Consider the following 18773-nt stretch of genomic DNA (forward strand, 5'->3'; position numbering starts at 1 on the left):
TCCAGGGAGAGATGCAAGAAAAATCGTAATGGGGAAGGATGGCGTGTGGATTGTTAACGAGAAAGGGCCGTGCCATGGTCGGGGGAACGATGGCGGAGTGTTACGGTTTGCCCTGGAAATCCTGGAGGATGGCATAGGCCACCGGGGTCAACACCAGGCTGGCGGCCATGCCGAACAGCAAGCCCGCCGCCAGCGACAAAGTCATGGGTACCAGGAACTGGGCCTGGGCGCTGGTTTCCAGCAAGGTGGGGAGGAAACCGGCGAAATTGGTGAGGAAGGCCAGGAAGATCGGGCGGAACCGGGCGGCGCAGGCGGCTTGGACGAAGCTTGAGGCATGGCGCTGCCCGCTTGGCGCTTCTTGTTGCGGGTTTCCAGCCTCCGGCTTATCGCCCACGGCCTCGATATGGTCGAGCAGCACCAGGCTATCGTTCACCACCACGCCGCTGGCCGCGATCATCCCGACCAAGGATTCCATCGACAGCGGCAGCCCGGCCAGGGCGTGGGCCAGCACCGCCCCGCTCCAGGCCACCGGCACGGCGAACAGGAAGATCAAAGGCTGGGCGTAGGAACGGAAGGTCGCGGCGATCAGGACGTAGATCACCGCCAGCGCGATGCCGGCGTTGTGCCAGAGTCCCGCCAACATGGTTTCCTGTTCGCGCCGTTCCTGGCCGATCTCGGCGCGGAGTCCGGGGTAGCGCCGCGACAATTCGGGCAGCACGGTGTTTTCCAACTCGGCATAGAGGGCGTTGGCGTCGGCGTGTTGCGGGTCCACCCGCGCCACCACCTCCAACACGCGCCGCCGGTCTCGGCGGTTCAACTGGGCGTAGCCCGGCGCGAACGACACCTCGGCCAAGGCCGACAGGGGCGCTTGCCCTCCTGCCGGCAACCGGACCGGCAGGGTCAGCAGGGCATCCAGCGAGCGCCGCGCCTCGGGCGGATAACGCACCACCACCTTGACCTCGTTGCGGCCCCGCCGCAGGCGCTGGGCTTCCTCGCCGTAATAGGCGGCGCGGACCTGTTCGGCGAGATCGGCGAGACGCAACCCCAACCGCTCGGCTTCCGGCTTCAAGACGAGGCGGACTTCCGGCTTGCCGGGCACGGCGGAATCCATGACATCGGACACCCCCGGATAGGCCGCGAGTCGCTGTTTCAATGCCTCGGCCCCCGCCGTCAGGGCTGCGGGGTCGGGGGCGCTCAGGTCCAGTTGGATGTCGTAGGGCACATCGCCTTCGCGGTAGATGAAATCGATCCGCGCCTGCCCCAGGTCGCCGATGCGCCGCCGCCATTCCCGCACGAAATCCTCGACCCCCAGCCGTTGCCGCGCCGCCGGCGAGAGTTCCAGCCACAATCCGGCCTCCTGTTCCCAGATCATGGTTTCCTGGCCGACCAGGACGGAGAGTCCTTCCGCCCGCTCCAATTCATCGCGGTAGTCGAACAAAGCCTGTTCCACCCGCGCCGCCGCCCGGCGGATACCGTCCGGCGGCGCACCGGGCGGCACGGTCAGGCGTACCCAGAATGAATCCTTGGTGACATCCGGGCTGAGCGACAGGCGCAGATAGCCGCCCGCCACCAGGGCGGCGCTCAGCAAGGGCAGGACGATGAACAGCGCCAAGGCCAGATAGCGCCAAGCGATGGCCCGCGCCAGGAACGGGGTGTAAAAGCTTGCGACGAAGCGGTCCAGCCTGCGGTTGAGCCCGGCCCGCCAGCGCTCCACCCGACCGGGCCGGGTGGCCCCGCTTGGGGTCGCGGCCAAATGGGCGGGCAGGATGAACAGGGCTTCGGCCAGGGAAAACACCAAGGTCAGGATCATCACCAGACAGATGGGCCGCATCATCTGCCCACCCCAACCCGGCAGGAACAGTCCTGGGAGAAAGGCCACCAGGGCGATCAAGACCGACAGCGTCACCGGCAAGGCCACGGAACGCGCCCCCTGGATCGCGGCGTCCAGCGGGGCGAGTTTCCCGGTCGCCTGCTCGGCATGGACGCTCTCGCCGATGATGATGGCGTCGTCCACCAATATCCCCATCGCCAGCAGGAAGCCGAACAGCGACAACATGTTGAGCGAGACATCCAACACCGGCATGAACCACAACGCGCCCAGCACCGAGGTCAGGATGCCCAGCCCGGCCCAGACCGCGACCCGCAGCCGCAAGAACAGGGTCAACACCAAGCACACCAGCAGGAAGCCGCTCACCCCGTCTTCCACCAGGGTCCGCACCCGCTCCTCGTAGGCTTCGGAATCGTCCCACCAGGTCTTGAGGTGCAACCCCTCGGGCAGTTGCCCGGCTTGCCGCGCCACATAGTCCTTGACCCGCCGCGCCACCTCGATGGCATCGCCCCCGGCGTGGATTTCCCAGCCCTGGGCCGGTTGGCCGTCGTGTCGCCATTGGAACCAGCGTTCGTCCAGGCCGTCGCGGACCTCGGCCACGTCCTTGAGCAGCACCCGCCCGCCGTCCGGGCGGGTCCGCAACACCAATTCGCCCAGGGCTTCGGCCCGCTCGGCCCGGCCCTTGACCCGCAGCAGCAATTCGCCCGCCGGGGTCCGCACCGCGCCGCCCGCCAAATCCAGGGAAGATTGCCGTACCGCCTCGGCCAGCTCCCGTGGCGAAAGACCGTATTGCAACAGCTTGTCGGGCTGGGCCAAGACGGCGATTTCATAGGCCATCCTGCCGTAATCCACGGTCTTGGACACGCCGGGCAGGGCCGCGAGATCGGCCCGGATGCGCTCGCCATAGCGTTTGAGCGCCAGGGGATCGACCGGGCCGTACAAAGCCACCCAGATCACCCCGTTGTCGTCGTCGCGGGTCGATTCCCGGACTTCGATCCGTTCCAACGAGCGCGGCAGGCCGGGAATGGACTGGACCCTGGCCTGGACCGCGCTCATCAGCGCCTCGCGGTTATGGTCCGGCAGCACCTCGACCCGGATTTGGCAACTGCCCTCGAACACCGTGGTGACTAAGCGCTTGATGCCGGACACATCATGGATGCCCTCTTCGAGCGGCACGCAGACCGCCGCTTCCACTTCCTCGGGACCGGCCCCCGGATAGCTGGCCTCGACTTCGAACTGGTGCGGGCTGAAGCGGGGATAGACCTCCCGCTCCAGGGTCGTGAGGCCGAATCCGCCGCCCAGCCAGATCAGCAGCATCAGGAGGTTCGCGGCCACCGGGTTGGCGGCGAACCAGGGGATGAGCTTCATGGCTCCACCTGCACCGCCATCCCTGCCACCGGCACTTCCACCCCCGACACCACCACCCGCTCGCCCGCCGTCAAGCCGCCCCGGACCAGCACCCGTTCCGGTTCGCTACGCAGCACTTCCAGGCGGCGCACGCGCAGGCGGTCGGCGGCATCCACCAGTAGCGCTTCCTGCGCGGCATTGAGGACGCCCTGCGGTAAGGCGTACACATCCGCCCGCGCCCGGCCTTCGATTTCGGCCTGCACGAACTGGCCGATCCGCAGCGGTGGGCGTCCGCCGCCGCGCCCGGCATAGCCGTAGGGATCGCGCACCGCGGCCACCGCGAACAGCACGCCGGTGCCTTCTTCCATCACGCCCTCGGTGCGGATGATTTCGCCTTCCCAGCGCTGGACCTCGCCGCCATTGCGGGTGCTGAGGACGACCTTGGGGCCGGGACGGCGGGCGCGGCCCGGCCCGTTCTCCGGCAGGTCCAGATAGGCGAGTTGGTCGGGAGCCAAAGGCAGGCGGATTTCCGCCACGTCCACCGAATACACCCGTGCCAGCTTGTCGCCGACGGCCAGGGATTGGCCGATGCCCACCCGCTTTTCCCGCACCTGCCCGGCGAAGGGCGCCCGCAAATCGCAACGCGCCCGCCGCAGACGGGCGTCGGCCAGTTCGGCCTCGGCTTCCTTGAGGCGGGCGCGGGCCTCGGCCATTTGCGGCTCGTGCAGGGCCAGGGGCGTGGGCTGGCCTTCGCCCAGCACCTTCCATTCGCCCTGGGCCTGGCGGACGGCGGCTTGCTCCTGGGCGATGCCGCGCTGGGCCTCGGCCATCCGCGCCTGGGCCTTGATGATGGCGTTGTCATAGTCGCGGGGATCGATGGACAACAGGACTTCCCCCGCCTCGAAATAACCGCCCACCACCAGGCCGGGATGGACCCACACCACCTTGCCGGAAACCTCGGCGGCCAGATCGATCTCGGTGCGGGCCTGGACCACGCCCTGGGTGTGGACATCCAGCCGCACGGTTTCCGGTTGGGCAACCAGGACGCGCACCGTTGGCGGTGCGCTGGCGGATGGCTTGGCTTCCAGGGCCGGGCCATGGGCGACGATGGCGGCGGCGGCGGCGATCCCGCCCAGCAGCACCGCCAGCGGCAACAGGATTTTCCAAAGCTTCACGCCGCCCCTCCCAAGGCCAGGTACAGGCCGACGCGGTTCTGCAACAGTTGCCGCCGGGCCGAGAGCAGGGCGCTACGGGCGTTCAAGGTGCTGCGGTAGCTGTCCAGCAGGGGCAGGATTTCCACCGTGCCGTTGCGGTAGGCATCGATGGCGAGCTTGCGGCTGGTTTCGGTGCGGGCCAGGGTTGCGGTCAGGGCGTGTTCGCGCTCCGACAGCCAGCGCTCGGCGGCCAGGGCTTGCTCCACCTCGCGGAAGGCGTTCAGCGCGGCTTCGCGGTAAAGCTGCAAGGCTTCTTCCACTTGGGCACCGGCCAGATCGATCTCGGCGCTCAGCCGTCCCCCGGTGAACAGCGGCTGGGCCAAACCCATCGCCAGATTCCAACCAATGGCGCGGGGATCGACCAGTTCTCCCAGCGCGGTCCCGAAAGTGCCACCGGCAGCGGTCAGCGCCACCCTGGGCAACAGGGCTTTCTCGGCGCTGTCGAGGCGGGAATCCAGGGCGCGCAGGCGGGCGAAAGCGGCCTTGAGGTCGGGGCGGCGGGCCAGCAGTTCGGCGGGCAGCCCGACGGGCAGGGCGGCGGGCAACTCCGGCAGGTCGGCGCAGTGGCGCAAGGCGGCGGCGGGATAGCGGCCCAGCAGGGTTTCCAAGCGCCGCGCCGCGGCTTGTTGGCGGTCGCGGGCCTCGGCCAGTTGCGCCTCGGCGTCGTTGAGGTCGGTGGCGGCGAGGCTGAGGTCCAGCCCGCTGCCCAGGCCCAGTTGGAAACGCCCGCGCACCAGTTCGACCACCGCCTGCCGCTCGGCGATGGATTGCTCCACCACCCCCACCTGCTGGCGGGTTTCGGCCAGCTCGAAACATGCTTGCACCGTGCGGGCGCCCAGGGACAGCGCCGCGCCTTCCAGGTCGGAACCCGCCGCCAGCGCCTCGGACTCGGCGGCTTGCCGGGTCGAGCGGATACGGCCCCACAGGTCCAGTTCCCAAGACAGGTTGAAGGGCAGTTCCCAGAAGTTGCCCGCCACTTCGCCATTGCCGACCAGCCCTAGATGCTGGAAACCGGGCGCGAGTTCGACCTGGGGCAAGCGCTCCGCGCCCGCGATGCGGACCTGGGCGCGGGCTTGCGCCACCCGCGCCGCCACCGCCTTGAGGTCGAAATTGCCGACCAGGGCGGTGCCGACCAAGCCGTCCAGCTCGGGGGAGGCGAAGGCACGCAGCCAGGGCCGCACCGCACCCGCCAGCGCCGCCGGATTCGACCAGCGGGCCGGGACCCTGTGGGCCGTCCGGGCCGGGTCGCGTTCCGGGGGCGTGGCGCAGGCGGCGAGCAGGCCCAGCGCCAAAATGAGCGGGGTTTTGGAGAATCCGCCAGCGGTGCGGATAGCGAACCGGAACTTAATCCGCATCCAGCCCGCCCGCTTCCAGGATCGTCCGCAAATCCGCCAAGAATTCCGGTGCCCGCACGATGGCGGCATGGTCGGCGGCGACCCTGGCCGAGTTCCGCGCCGGACGGCCCCAGCCTTGTTCCAGCCGGGCTTGGGCCAGGGCGGCCCTGTCCCCGGCTGCGTCCGACCACCAACAATGTGGAGCCACCCGCAAGGGCCGGACCCGCCACTCCCGCGCCAGGAGGCTGAGCTTTTGCATAATTCCGAAGCTCCGCGCCAGTTGGGCGGCGTCCGGGAGGGCTTGGCCCGCTGGGGTGGCCGCGATTTCTTCCAGTAAGGTCAGCACGGTGGTCTCGTCGATCCGCGTGCCGGACAGCCGTGCCAGCCAAGCGTCGGCCTGGATGCCGGGGCAATGCTCCCGCAGGAAGCCGCCCAGATCGTCCAGGGCGGCTTGCTCCGGCGTATGCCCCACTTCGTCGAAACCCGGCGCGTAGCTATCCACCAGTCCCAGGAACGCCACTTCGCGCCCGGCGCGTTCCAGCAAGTGGGCCACGTCCAGTGCCAGGGCACCGCCCAAGGACCAGCCCAATAGATGGAACCGGCCTTCCGGCTGGGCTTCCAGCAAGAGGCGGGCGTAGTCTTCCGCCTGCGCGGCCAGGGAGGGCGGATTCCAGGCGCTATCCAGGAATCCCGGACAGAGGACGCCATACACGGGCCGCGCCAAGCTTTGGGCCAAGGGCCGGTAGCCGAACACCGCCCCACCCGCCGGATGGATGCAGAACAAGGGGGGGTTCCCGTGGTTCGCCGTATTCAGGGCGATTAAAGGCGTGGTGTCGGACGACTGCCGCAACAAGCCCGCAATCGTCGGGAAGCGCAATACCTGGGCCAGGGTCAGCTTCAAGCCCATGCGCCGTTCGGCGAGGCCGACCAGGCGCAGGGCCAAGAGCGAATGTCCGCCCAACTCGAAGAAATCGTCGGTGATGCCGACCTGTTCCAATCCGAGGATGTCCCGCCAGAGTTCCGCCATGCGCTGCTCGGCCCCGGTGCTAGGAGCCACCAGGGCGGGGGCGTCGCGTTCCGGCTCCGGCAGGCTGGCGCGGTCCGGTTTGCCATTGGGCAGGCGCGGCAATTTGGGCAAGGCCACAATACGGGCCGGGATCATATATTCCGGCAGGGAGGCTCCCAGGTAAGCCTTGAGCGTTTCCGGCAAGTCCCGGTTTTCCGGCGCGACATAGGCCGCTAGATAAGCCCCGCCCACGCCTTCCCACACCCGCGCCGCCGCTTCCGCCACCGCTGGATGCGCGGACAGGCGGGCTTCGATGTCCTCCAATTCGATGCGGTGGCCGCGAATCTTGACTTGTAGGTCTTGCCGTCCCAGGTATTCCACCGCGCCATCTTCCAAAAGGCGGGCGCGGTCGCCGCTGCGGTAGAGCCGTCCGCCGGGCGATGGCGCGAAAGGGTCGGGCACGAAGCGCTCGGCGGTCCAACCGGGCCGCCGCCAATAACCCCGCGCCAGTGCCGCGCCGCCGATGTATAGCTCCCCGGCCACGCCCGGTGGCAAGGGATTGAGGTCGGCGTCCAGCACATAGGCCATGCGTCCGCCCACCGGGAAGCCAATGGGGGCGTAACGGGTCGGGCAAGCGCTGTCCGGTTGCGCCGTCCAGGCCAGCGGGGTGACGACGGTCTCGGTGGGACCGTAGGCGTTGACCAGCCGCTCCGGGCGCAATGCGTGTTGGGCGGCGATGTAGGTGTCGCGGGGCAGGGCTTCGCCGCCCACGGTGATCGAGCGCCACCGCGGACCGGCGGCGGGGTCGGCCTCTGCCGCCAGTTCGGCCAGATAGTCCGGGGACAGGTCGAGGCGGGTGATCCCCTGGGCGGCGCTTTCCCGCAGGATACGGTCCGGGGTCCAGGTGTCCGGTCCCATCGGCACCACCGCCGCCCCGTGGGCCAAAGGCACGGCCCATTGGTCCAGCGCCGCGTCGAAGCACAACGAGGCCGACAACAACACCCGGTCGTCGGTTGCCAGCCGGTACAACGCGCCCATCGCCCGGCAATGCGCCGCGAAAGCGCCATGGGCCACGGCCACGCCCTTGGGTTTGCCGGTGGAACCGGAGGTATAGATGAGATAAGCCGTTTGCTGCGGGTGGATGGCGACGGCGGGCGGTTCCGTCGATTCGGAAACAAGGCCGTCCCAATCCAAGCGTAACCGCCTTGGGGTGGGCATATCCCCATGCCCACCGTCCACGCATCCCGCCGTGCCCGCGGACTCCACCAGAATCCCCGCGCCGGCGTCTTCCAGCATCTCCCGCAGCCGTTCCTGTGGATAGGCCGGGTCCAGCGGCAGATACACACCGCCCGCCTTCCATACCGCCAAGGCCGCGACGATGGCATCGGCACCGCGTTCCAACAGGACGCCCACCGGGATTTCCGCGTCCACGCCCAGCCGGATCAAGCGCCGGGCCAAGCGGTTGGCGCGGTTGTCCAACTCGCCATAACTTAGGCTTCCGGTCTCGAAAACCAGGGCTGGGGCATCGGGCCGCGTCGCCGCTTGCCGCTGGATGGAGACATGGACCGGTTCATGGGAAGCTTGGAGCGCGGCGGAACCCGTCGCGGATGCTGCCGCCAAACCCAGCCGCCCGACCGGCCTGTCGGCGTCTTCCGCCAATGCCAAGAGCAGCCGTTCCATCTGCGCGGCCAGTGACCGGATATCCTTTTCGTGGAATCGCCCCCGGTCGTAGTCGTAGCCCAGTTCCATCGCCCCGTCCACAGCGATATCCACGGTCAAAGGGTAATGGGTGGCGTCGTCCTGCGCGACCTGTCCCAGCTTCAAGCCGGAGGCTTGCAAGGCCGGATCGACCGGATAATTCTCGAACACCAACAAGGTATCGAATAAAGCCTGTCCCGCCCCGGACCGGAATCCACCCCCGGCCCAACGCTGGATGTCGTACAAGGGAAGATGCCCATGCTCGCGCAGGCCGAGATTGCGTTCCTGTAGCGCCCGCAGCCAAGCGCCCACCGGACGGGCCGGTTCCAGGACGTGGACCACCGGCAAGGTATTGATGAACAGGCCCAACAGGTTTTCCACCCCCGGCAGGTCGTCGGGACGCCCGGACACGGTGGACCCGAAAGCCACCGCCCGCCGTCCGCTATGGCGGGACAGCAGCAAGGCCCAAGCGCCTTGGGCCAGGGTGTTCAGGGTGATGCGCTGGCGTTCGGCGAAATCGCGCAGGGCGCGGGTTCGCTCCGCGCCCAGGCTGTGGCGCAAAACGCCGTGCCCGCCGCCGTTTCCGGGTCGGGGCGGGACCGCGCCCAGCCAACAGGGCTGTTCCAGGTCCGCCAGTTGCCCGCGCCAGAATTTTTCACCCGCCGCCCGGTCCTGCCGCGCTAGCCAAGCGATGTAATCCCGATAGCGTCCGGCGGCGGGTGGTGGGCCGGTTTCGAGGCCGCCTTGTCCGCGTAGGACTTCGCCCATGAGTTGGGATTGGCTCCAACCGTCCAGCAGTAAATGATGGCCGGTCCACACCAGGTAATATCGCCGTTCATCCAGCCGCGCCAACACCAGCCGCAGCAAGGGCGGGCGTTCCAGGTCGAAGCCACGTTGCAATTCATCGGCCCGGAGTTGGGCCAGGACTTCCGGCGTGGCGTCCCGATCCCGCCAATCCTGTTCCTCCACCGGCAAGGCCAGAGACCGATATACCGCCTGCAAGGGTTCGGCCCAAGCCTCGCGCCATAGGAAGCCGGTCCGCAGGATATCGTGGCGGTCTAGGGCGTCCCGCCAGGCTTGCTTGAAACGTTCCGGGTCCAGCCCTGTGATTTCCGCCGCCCACTGGGTCAGGTATAGCCCCGCGCCGGGCTGGGCCAGGGTGTGGAACAACATGCCCTGTTGCATCGGGGCCAACGGGTACAGGTCTTCGATGTCGCCCCAGGGCAGGTGGAGGGCGTCGAGTTCGACCTGTCCCAGCCCGGCCAGCGGGAAATCCGCGGGCGTCGCGCCGGGAACCGCGCCCAGGCAATGATCGATCAGGGCTTGGATTTCGGCCAGATAGGCGTCGGCCAGCCCCCGCACCGTGTCCTCGCGGTAACGCGCCCGGCTATAGCCCCAATCCAGCCGCAATCCGCCCGCGTAGATTTCGCCGTTGATCTCGAATTCGTTGCCCAGCGGGGCCATCGGGTCGCGCTCTTCGCCGGTATTTTCCGGGGCTGGGGCGAACATGCCCCGCTCTGGGTCGAAACTGGCGTCGAACTGGCCGAGATAATTGAAGGTGAGCTTGGGTCGGGGCAGCGCGGCGATGCGCTGGCGGAGTTCCGGGGGGGCCATGGATTTAAGCAGTCCGAAGCCGATGCCATGGTGCGGCACCTGCCGTAGCCGCTCCTTCACCGCGCGGAGGCAAACGCCGGGATCGGCGGCGGCGGCGAGCGTCACCGGGTAGGTGGTGGTGAACCAGCCCACGGTGCGGGTCAGGTCGAGTGCCGGGAACAGGTCTTCGCGGCCATGGCCTTCCAATTCGACCAGGATTTCCGGCTGGCCGGTCCAGCGTGACAAGGTCCGGGCCAGCGCTGCCAATAGCAGGTCTTGCACCGAGGTGCGGTAGGTCGATCCGGCGTGGTGCAGCAAGCGCCGGGTTTCCTCGGGGTCCAAGCGCAGGCGCAGGACGGCGGCATCGCGGTTGCGGGCCGGAGCTTCGGGATGATCGCAAGGCCAAGCGGGGTCCATCCCGGCCAGTTGGGTTTCCCAATAGGCGCATTCGGATCGCAGGGCATTGCCCTGGGCATACTCTGCGAGATGGCGCGCCCAATCCTGGAAAGCGCTGGTCTTGGGCGGCAAGGGCTGGCCGGGTTGGGCATGGATGGCCTGTAAATCCTCTAGCAAGATGCGCCAGGACACGCCATCCACCACCAGATGATGGACGACCAAGAGCAGCCGTTCCCCGCCCTCGGTCAGGCGGATATGGACCGCCCGCAACAGCGGGCCGCGTTCCAGGTCCAGACTACGCTGGGCCTCGGCGGCGATGGCTTCGATCCCGGCGGTATCGGTCGCGGCGCGGTGCCAGAGCCATTCCGGTTCCGCTTTGTCCGCATAGCTTTGGCGCCAGCCTTCCGCCCCGTGCCGGTAGCGCAGCCTCAAAGCATCGTGCTGTTCGAGCAGGCGCCGCAGGGCGGTTTCCAAGCTTGCGGGGTCCAGCGGGGCGCGGGGGATCAACAGCACGGCTTGGTTCCAGTGCTGGCGGTTGGGGATATCCCGGGCGAAGAATTCCGCCTGGATGGGGATCAGCGGCACGGTGCCGCTGGCCGGACCTTGGGCGATAACCGACGGGGCGGCGGTACGGACCACCCGCGCCAGCCGCTCGATGGTCTGCTGTCCGAACAAATCCTTGGGCGTGAACGCCAACCCGGCCCGCCGCGCCCGGCTCGCCGCCTGGATTGACAGGATCGAATCGCCGCCCAGCTCGAAGAAATTATCGGTGACGCCGATATCGTCCCGGCCCAGTAAGTCGCGCCAGATCGCCAGCAAGCGCCGCTCGATATCGGTGCGGGGAGCGGTGGTTGGCCGTGGCGCGGCGGGTTCCGGCAATGGGAGGCGCTGGCGGTCCACCTTGCCGTGCGCGGTGCGCGGCAAGGCGTCCAGCACCCTCAGCGCCGCGGGCACCATATATTCCGGGAGCCGTGCCGCCAGCGCGGTGCGCAGCGCGTTGGCGGTGATCCGCCCGTCCGCGCCGACATAGCCCGCCAAATAACGCCCGCCCCGGTCTTCCCGCAACACCACCACGGCCTCGCGCACGCCGGGCAGATTCAGCAGCGCCGCCTCGATCTCGCCCGGCTCGATGCGGTAGCCGCGCAGTTTGATCTGTTGGTCGGTCCGGCCCAGATACTCCACCGTGCCGTCGGCGAGTTGGCGCACGCGGTCGCCGGTGCGGTAGAGGCGGCTGCCCGGTTCGCCCCAGGGATCGGGGATGAAACGCTCGGCGGTCGGTCCGGGCCGGTCGAAATAACCCCGCGCCAAGCAAGGCCCGCCGATATAAAGCTCGCCCGCCACCCCCAAGGGCACCGGCTCCCAATCGGCATCCAGCACATGGAGCGTGCGTTCGCCCAAAGCCTGGCCGATGGGCGCGTAGGCGCTGGCACAGGGCGTGTCCGGCCCGGCTTTCCAGGCCAGGGGCGTGATCACGGTTTCGGTGGGACCATAGCCGTTGACGACCCATGCGGGCCGTAACCCGCGGCGGATGCGGTCCAGGCTGTCGCGGGCCACGGCCTCCCCGCCCACGGTGCAGATGCGGAGGCCCGTTGCCCCGCTCCGTCCCGCGAGCGCGTCGGCCAGATGTAGCAGGTGCGGCGTGGGTGGATAGATGACCGTCACGCCTTCCCGCTCGACCACGGCGGCGGTATCTTCGCCGGTCCAGCCGGGTTGGCCCAAGACCAGCCCCGCGCCATGGGCCAGGGGCGCGGCCCATTGCTCCACGGCGGCATCGAAGCTGAACGCGGCGAAATGCAGGGCGCGGTCTGGCGGTTCCAATCCGTACAACGCCCCCGCCGCTTGGAGATGCCGACTCAAAGCGCCGTGCGGCACCGCCACGGCCTTGGGCGTGCCGGTGGACCCGGAGGTATGGATGAGATAGGCCAAATGGCCGGGATGGATAACGACCGGCGGCGGTGTGTCCGGTGCGCCGGAACAATCCTCGTCGATCCGCAGGGTTGTCCGGTCCCCAGGCCCGGCATCGCCTTCTGGCCCTTCGCCGACCACCAGGACGCCGACGCCCGCATCGTCCAACAACCGCGCCCGCCGCTCGCAAGGCGCGTCCGGGTCCAGCGGCAGGAAGGCCGCGCCGGATTTGAGCGTCGCCAGCATCGCCACGATCATCTCCGCCGAGCGCGGCAAGGCCAGCCCGACCACCCGTTCCGGTCCCGCGCTCCGCCCGATCAGGCGATGGGCCAGCCGGTTGGCGCGGCGTTCCAATTCGCCGTAGGTGAGCCGCGTGTCGCCGGACACCACGGCCAACGCATCGGGCCGGGTTTCGGCTTGCCGCCGGATCAATTCATGCAACGGCACCACAGGCCAGGTCCGCGCCCAGGTGTTCCAAGCCGCGAACCGGGCGGTTTCATCTTCCCCGAGCATGGCGAGCTGGCCCAGCCGCCGTTCCGGCTGTTCCGCCAAATGCCATAACAGCCGCTCGAAATGCGCCCGCAAGCCCGCCACGGTCGCCGCATCGAACTGTTCCCGTGCGTAATCGAACACGATATCCAGGGTTTCGCCGGACTGTATCGCCAGGGTCAAGGGATAGGTGGTGGATTCCGCGTGGCGGCCTGGCCCGAAGTGCAAATTGCCGCCGCCCTCCCGCAAAGCCCGGTCCACCGGGTAGTTTTCGAACACCAGCAAGCTATCGAACAGCGGGCCGGTGGCCTGGACCGTATCGTCTTCCGCTAACTCCCGCCACCAGCGTTGCACGTCGTACAGCGGCGTAGCGCTATGCTCGCGCAGTTCCAGGTTGTCGCGTTGTAAAGCATCCAGCCATTCGCCCGCGAGCCGTCCGGGGGCGGGCCTTTGCACCACCGGCAGCGTGTTGATGAACAGGCCCACCATATCCTCGGCACCCGGCAGGTCGGCGGGTCGTCCCGAGAGCGTGGCCCCGAACGCCACCACGGCCTGGCCGGTATAGCGCCGCAACAGCAAGGCCCAAGCGCCCTGGACCAGGGTATTGAGGGTGAGTTGCCGGGTTTGGGCGAGCTGTTGCAGGCGGCGGGTCGCGGCAGGCTCGAAGCGCAGCGGCAACCACCCGTGGCCGGTGCCCAGCGGGTGGACCGGCAATCCCTCGGCGAGGCGGGTAGGTTGGCGCAGCGGTTCCAGGCATTCCCGCCAATAGCGCCGGTCGGCCTCGGTATCGCGCCGTTGCAGCCAAGCGATGTACTCGCGGTAATCGGCCACCGGCGCGGCGACCGGCTGTCCCCGGTAATGGCCCAAGACTTCGGCCAGCAGCCGGGCGCTGCTCCAGCCGTCCAACAATAGGTGATGGCAGGTCCAAATCAGGTGATGGCGGGTTGCGTCCAGCCGGACCAGGGTTAGGCGGAACAAGGGCGGCTGCGCTAGCACGAAACCGCGTTCCGATTCCGCCCGACAGAGCGCGTCGAGACGGGTTTGCTCCGTATCACCGCCGCGCCAATCGAGTGTTTCCAGCGGCAATGCCAGCGCCCGCCGGACGATTTGCAGCGGGGCGTCTTCCCGCCAATGGAAGCCAGTACGCAAGATCGGGTGCCGCCGCATCGCGGCTTCCCAGGCGGCCTGGAACCGCTGGGGGTCCAGCCCTGCCACCGCCACATCGAACTGGGTGACATAGGCATTTCCTCCCGGTTCGTAAAGGGCGTGGAACAACATCCCCTGCTGCATGGGAGTGGGCGGATAAATATCGGCGATATCCGCCGCCGGAATCGGCAAGGCATCCAGTTGTTCCCGGCTCAAGCGGGCCAACGGGAAATCCGAGGGCGCGAGGCTCTGGGCCACGCCACGGCGCTCGATCAGGGCCAGGAGTTCGGCCCGGAATTCCGCCATCAAGGCTTCGACCGTGGCCGTGTCGTGGTGGGCGCGGCTGTAGGTCCAGTTCAGCGCGAGTTCGCCGCCGTAGACCTGGCCGTTGATGTCCAGGCCATAGGTCAGCGGTGCGTCGAGGTCTTGTTCGTCGCCCCGGCTTTCGCGGGCGGGCCGGAACAGGGCGTCGCCACCGAAATCCCGGTCGAACTGGCCCAGGTAATTGAAACCGATGCCGGGCCTGGGCAGGTTCCCCAGGGTGGCGCGGGCTGCGGCATCGCCCTGGTATTTGAGCAGGCCATAGCCAATGCCCCGGCGTGGGACTTGGCGCAGGGTCTCCTTGATGGCGCGGACCGAGCCGTCCCAATCCTCGGCAGGAGCCAGGAGGACCGGATAGGCGCTGGTGAACCAGCCCACGGTGCGGCTGATATCCGGGCCGCCGGGCAGGTCTTCGCGGCCATGGCTTTCCAATGCCACCAGTACGCTGTCCTGCCCAAACCGGCGGCACCAAACCCGCGCCAACACCGTCAACAGCAGTTCATCGACCCGCGCCCGGTAGGCGGTGGCGGCTTCTTGCAACAAATCGCGGGTAGCGCCTGGGTCCAGCGCTAGCGTCAGCGTGGTGGCATCGCGGACAAAGCCGGGCACCGATTCTGCCCCGAGGCCGTCGGCCCCGGTGGCCAAACCCGACCAGTATTCCAATTCCGTCCGCAGCGGTTCGCTGGCGGCATGGTGACGCAGATGTTCCGCCCAGGCTTTGAAAGAACCGGTCCGGGCGGGCAGCGCTTCGGCGGGCCGGTCGTAGGCGGTTTGCAGGTCTTCCAGCAGGATGCGCCAGGACACCCCGTCCACCACCAGATGATGGACCACCAGCAGCAGCCGATACCCGCCATCGGCCCCGGCGATATAGACCGCCCGTAGTAAGGGTCCGGTTTCCAGGTTCAAACTGCGCTGGGCCGCCTGGGCGATGCGCTCGATTTCCTGGGCGTCGGCGGCTTCGCGCCGCCATAGCGATTCCGTGGCATCGGTGGTGGTGTAGCTTTGTTCCCATGCGCCATCGACTTCCCGGTAACGCAGCCGCAGCGCGTCGTGATGCTCGACCAAACGGCGCAAGGCCGATTCCAGCGTGTCCGCATCCAACGCCCGCCCGGTTTCCAGCAGCACCGACTGGTTCCAATGGTGGCGGTTGGGCAGGGGCGTCGCGAAGAATTCCCGCTGGATCGGCGTCAAGGGCACCGCGCCCGTGGCCGGGGCCGCCGTCCCGGTCCGCATTTCCAAGCGGCCCGCCGCCGCAGCCAGCGCCGCGACGGTCTGATGACGGAACACCTCCTTGGGACCGATGCCGATCCCGGCTTGCCGCGCCCGGCTCACCACCTGCAAGGACACGATGGAATCGCCGCCCAGCGCGAAGAAATTGTCGTCCAACCCCACCCGCGCCACGCCCAGCAGGTCTTGCCAGATGTCCGCCAGCCGTTGTTCAGTTTCGGTGCGCGGGGCCAGATAGGGCCGGTCCGGGCGTTCCGGTTCGGGCAGGGCTTTGATATCCAGCTTGCCGCCGGAAGTCCGGGGCAGCCGGTCCAAGACCCCGATCCGCGATGGCACCATATAGCCGGGCAGGCGCTGGGCCAGATATTGCGTCAGTGCGTCCGGCGACGGGATTTCCGACGTGCCCGCGACATAGGCCACCAGGATTTTCCCCGCCCCGCCTTCCCGCGCCAGCACCGCCGCCTCGGCCACGCCGGGGTACTGGCGCAACAGGCTTTCGATTTCGCCCGGTTCGATGCGGAAACCGCGTAGCTTGATCTGGCGGTCCAGCCGCCCCAGGTATTCGACCGTGCCGTCGGCCCGCCGCCGGACGTGGTCGCCGGTGCGGTAGAGACGCCCGCCGGGCACTAAGCCGAAGGGATCGGGCACGAAGCGCTCGGCGGTCGGACCGGGCCGGTGCAAATAACCCCGCGCCAGCCCGGTCCCGCCGATGTAGAGTTCCCCGGCCACCCCCACCGGCAAGGGATTGAGGTCGGCGTCCAGCACCCAGGCGGTGCGCCCGCCCACCACCCGCCCTATCGGCGCGTAGGGCGTGGGACATTCCACGCCGGGTGGGGCGGTCCAGGCCAGGGGCGTGATGACGGTTTCGGTGGGACCGTAGGCGTTGATGATGCATTCCGGGCGCAGCCGGTCTCGGACCCGCTCCCAAGTGGCGCGGGGTAATGCCTCGCCGCCCGCCGTGACGCTACGCAGGATTGGCGTCCGGCCTAGTTCCGCCCGCGTCGCCAGTTCGGCGAGATAGGCCGGGGGCAGGTCGATGCGGGTGATGCCCAGCGCGGCGATCTGGTCCAGGGTTTGCTCCACGCTCCACAGCGAAGGAGCGCCGATCACCACGGCGGCTCCGTGCAACAAGGGCACGGCCCATTGTTCCAAGGCCGCGTCGAACACCGAGGCCGCGAAATGCAAGCAACGGTCGTCCTCCCGCATCCCGAAGAGTTCGCCCATCGCCAAGCAATGCAGCGCCAGGGCGCGATGGGAAACCGCCACGCCCTTGGGTTGCCCGGTGGAACCGGAGGTATGGATGACGTAGGCCAGTTGCTCGGGATGGACGGGGGGAAGGCTAGCGTCCTGAGGCGGTAGGTCGGAGGAAAACACATCGTCATCCAAGCGTAGGGTGGGTCTATACCCAGGCCCACCGGATAACCCGGCCAAGCCCATCGAATCCCGTTCCAAGACCAGCACGCCGACCCGCGCATCCACCAGGATGGCGCGTAACCGTTCTGGCGGCGCGTCCGGGTCCAGCGGCAGATACACGCCGCCCGCCTTCAGCACCGCCAGGGCGCAGACGACCCTTTCGACCCCGCGCCCGACCGCCACGCCCACCGGCGTTTCCGGTCCCGCGCCCAGTTGGATCAAACGGTGGGCTAAACGCCGGGCGCGGGCTTCCAATTCGCCATAGCTCAGATGGGTTTCGCCCGCCACCAGGGCCAGGGCAGCGGGCCATTGCTCGGCCCGCCGCCGGATCAACTCGTGCAGGGGTGTGGCGTAGGCGTGGTCCTGCGCCGTCGCCTTGGGTACGGCCAGCCTGTCCCGTTCTGTTTCCGTCCACAGGGGTAGTTGGGCTAGGGGCCGACCCGGTTCGGCCACCCAGGCGGCGAGCAAGGTTTGGAATTGCCGGGCCAAGCGCTCGACCGTGCCCCGCTCGAATAAATCGGCGGCATAGGTCCAAAGGCCCGAGAGCTGGCCGTCGGCGGTTTCCACCGTGTCCAGGATCAAATCGAACTGGGTGGTGCGGTCCTCACGCGGAAAAGGCGCGATGCCCAAGGCGTCCAAGGTGGCGCGGGTCGCGGCTTCCAGCCGCCGATGGTTGTACATGACCTGGAACAGCGGGTTGTGGCCCAAATTCCGCTCCGGGCGCAGGGCTTCCACCAACTGGTCGAACGGCAGGTCGGGATGGTCCTGGGCGCCGAGCGCGGCGTCTTTCACCCGCGCCAGGATCGCGGCGAACCCCAGCCGTCCCTCCAACTCCGTTCGCAACACCTGGGTATTGACGAAGAAGCCGACCACGCCCTGGATTTCCGGGCGGTGGCGGTTGGCGACCGGCACCCCGATCCGCAGGTCGGCCTGTCCGGTCTGGCGGTAGAGCAGCGCTTGGAACACCGCCAGCAGCCCCATGAACAGGCTCGCGCCCTGTGCCCGGCATAACCGGGCGAGGTCGGCGGCCAAGGTGTCCGGCAGGGTGAAGGCCAGGGTCGCGCCCCGGTCGCTGGCGACTGCGGGACGGGGCCGGTCTAGGGGCAATGCCAGGACCGGATGTTCATCGCCCAGCCGGTCGCGCCAATAGGCCAATTGCCGCGCCATGGCCCCGGCGTTCAGCCAATCGCGTTGCCAAGCGGCGTAATCCGCGTATTGGACCGGCAATTCCGGCAAGCGGGGGGCGCGGCCCTCACGGGCGGCGGCGTAAAGCTCGGCGAATTCGCCGATGAGCAAGGACAGCGACCATTCGTCCGCGACGATATGGTGCAGGGCCAGGGCGAATACCCAGAGGTCTTCCGCCAGCTTGACCAGAAGCGCCCGCAGCAACGGGCCTTGCGCCAAGTCGAAGGGCTGGTCGGCGGTGTCGTCCACCAGGGCGGCGGCGGTGGCTCTGCGGTCGCCCGGTTCGGCGGACAGATCGACCCGGCGCAGCGGCACACGCAGTTCGGCATGGATGCGTTGTACTGCCACCCCATCCTGTTCCGGGAAGCGGGTCCTCAAGCTTTCGTGGCGGGCGACCAGGGCGGACAGGGCTGTTTCCAGGGCGGTTGCGTCCACCGGGCCGCGCAGGTACACCGCGTCGGCGAGGTGGTAGGCGCTGCTTTCGGGTTCTAGTTGGGCGAGGAACCACAAGCGCTGCTGGCCGTGGGACAGCGGCAGCGGCTCGTCGCGGCGGACGCGGGCGATGGGCAGCTTGAGGAAAGCATCGCCGCCCCGGCGTTTCAACAATAAGAGCAGCGCCTTGCGTTGGGCGGCGGAAAGATTGTCCAGTGGCAGATGGGGTGGGTTCATGC

General features: G+C 68.3%; 4 protein-coding genes. All 4 read right to left on the reverse strand.

What is annotated here, in order from left to right:
- Positions 1–100 precede the first annotated feature (100 nt).
- Genes B9N93_RS21600 through B9N93_RS21615 form a run of 4 tightly spaced genes read right to left on the reverse strand, consistent with a single transcriptional unit; the run spans position 101 to position 18771 of the window.
- Positions 101–3196 (reverse strand): efflux RND transporter permease subunit, encoded by a 3096-nt coding sequence (locus B9N93_RS21600; RefSeq protein ID WP_085216495.1) that lies wholly within the window; start codon positions 3194–3196, stop codon positions 101–103.
- Positions 3193–4350, reverse strand: coding sequence for an efflux RND transporter periplasmic adaptor subunit (locus B9N93_RS21605; protein WP_085216496.1), 1158 nt, complete (start codon positions 4348–4350; stop codon positions 3193–3195). Before B9N93_RS21605 ends, B9N93_RS21600 begins: the two co-directional genes overlap by 4 nt.
- Positions 4347–5744, reverse strand: a complete 1398-nt coding sequence (locus tag B9N93_RS21610; protein ID WP_085216497.1) for an efflux transporter outer membrane subunit — start codon at positions 5742–5744, stop codon at positions 4347–4349. The genes B9N93_RS21605 and B9N93_RS21610 overlap by 4 nt, the downstream gene beginning before the upstream one ends.
- Positions 5734–18771, reverse strand: coding sequence for a non-ribosomal peptide synthetase (locus tag B9N93_RS21615; RefSeq protein WP_085216498.1), 13038 nt, complete (start codon positions 18769–18771; stop codon positions 5734–5736). Before B9N93_RS21615 ends, B9N93_RS21610 begins: the two co-directional genes overlap by 11 nt.
- Positions 18772–18773 lie beyond the last annotated feature (2 nt).

This window comes from Methylomagnum ishizawai (genome assembly GCF_900155475.1).
GTDB lineage: Bacteria > Pseudomonadota > Gammaproteobacteria > Methylococcales > Methylococcaceae > Methylomagnum > Methylomagnum ishizawai_A.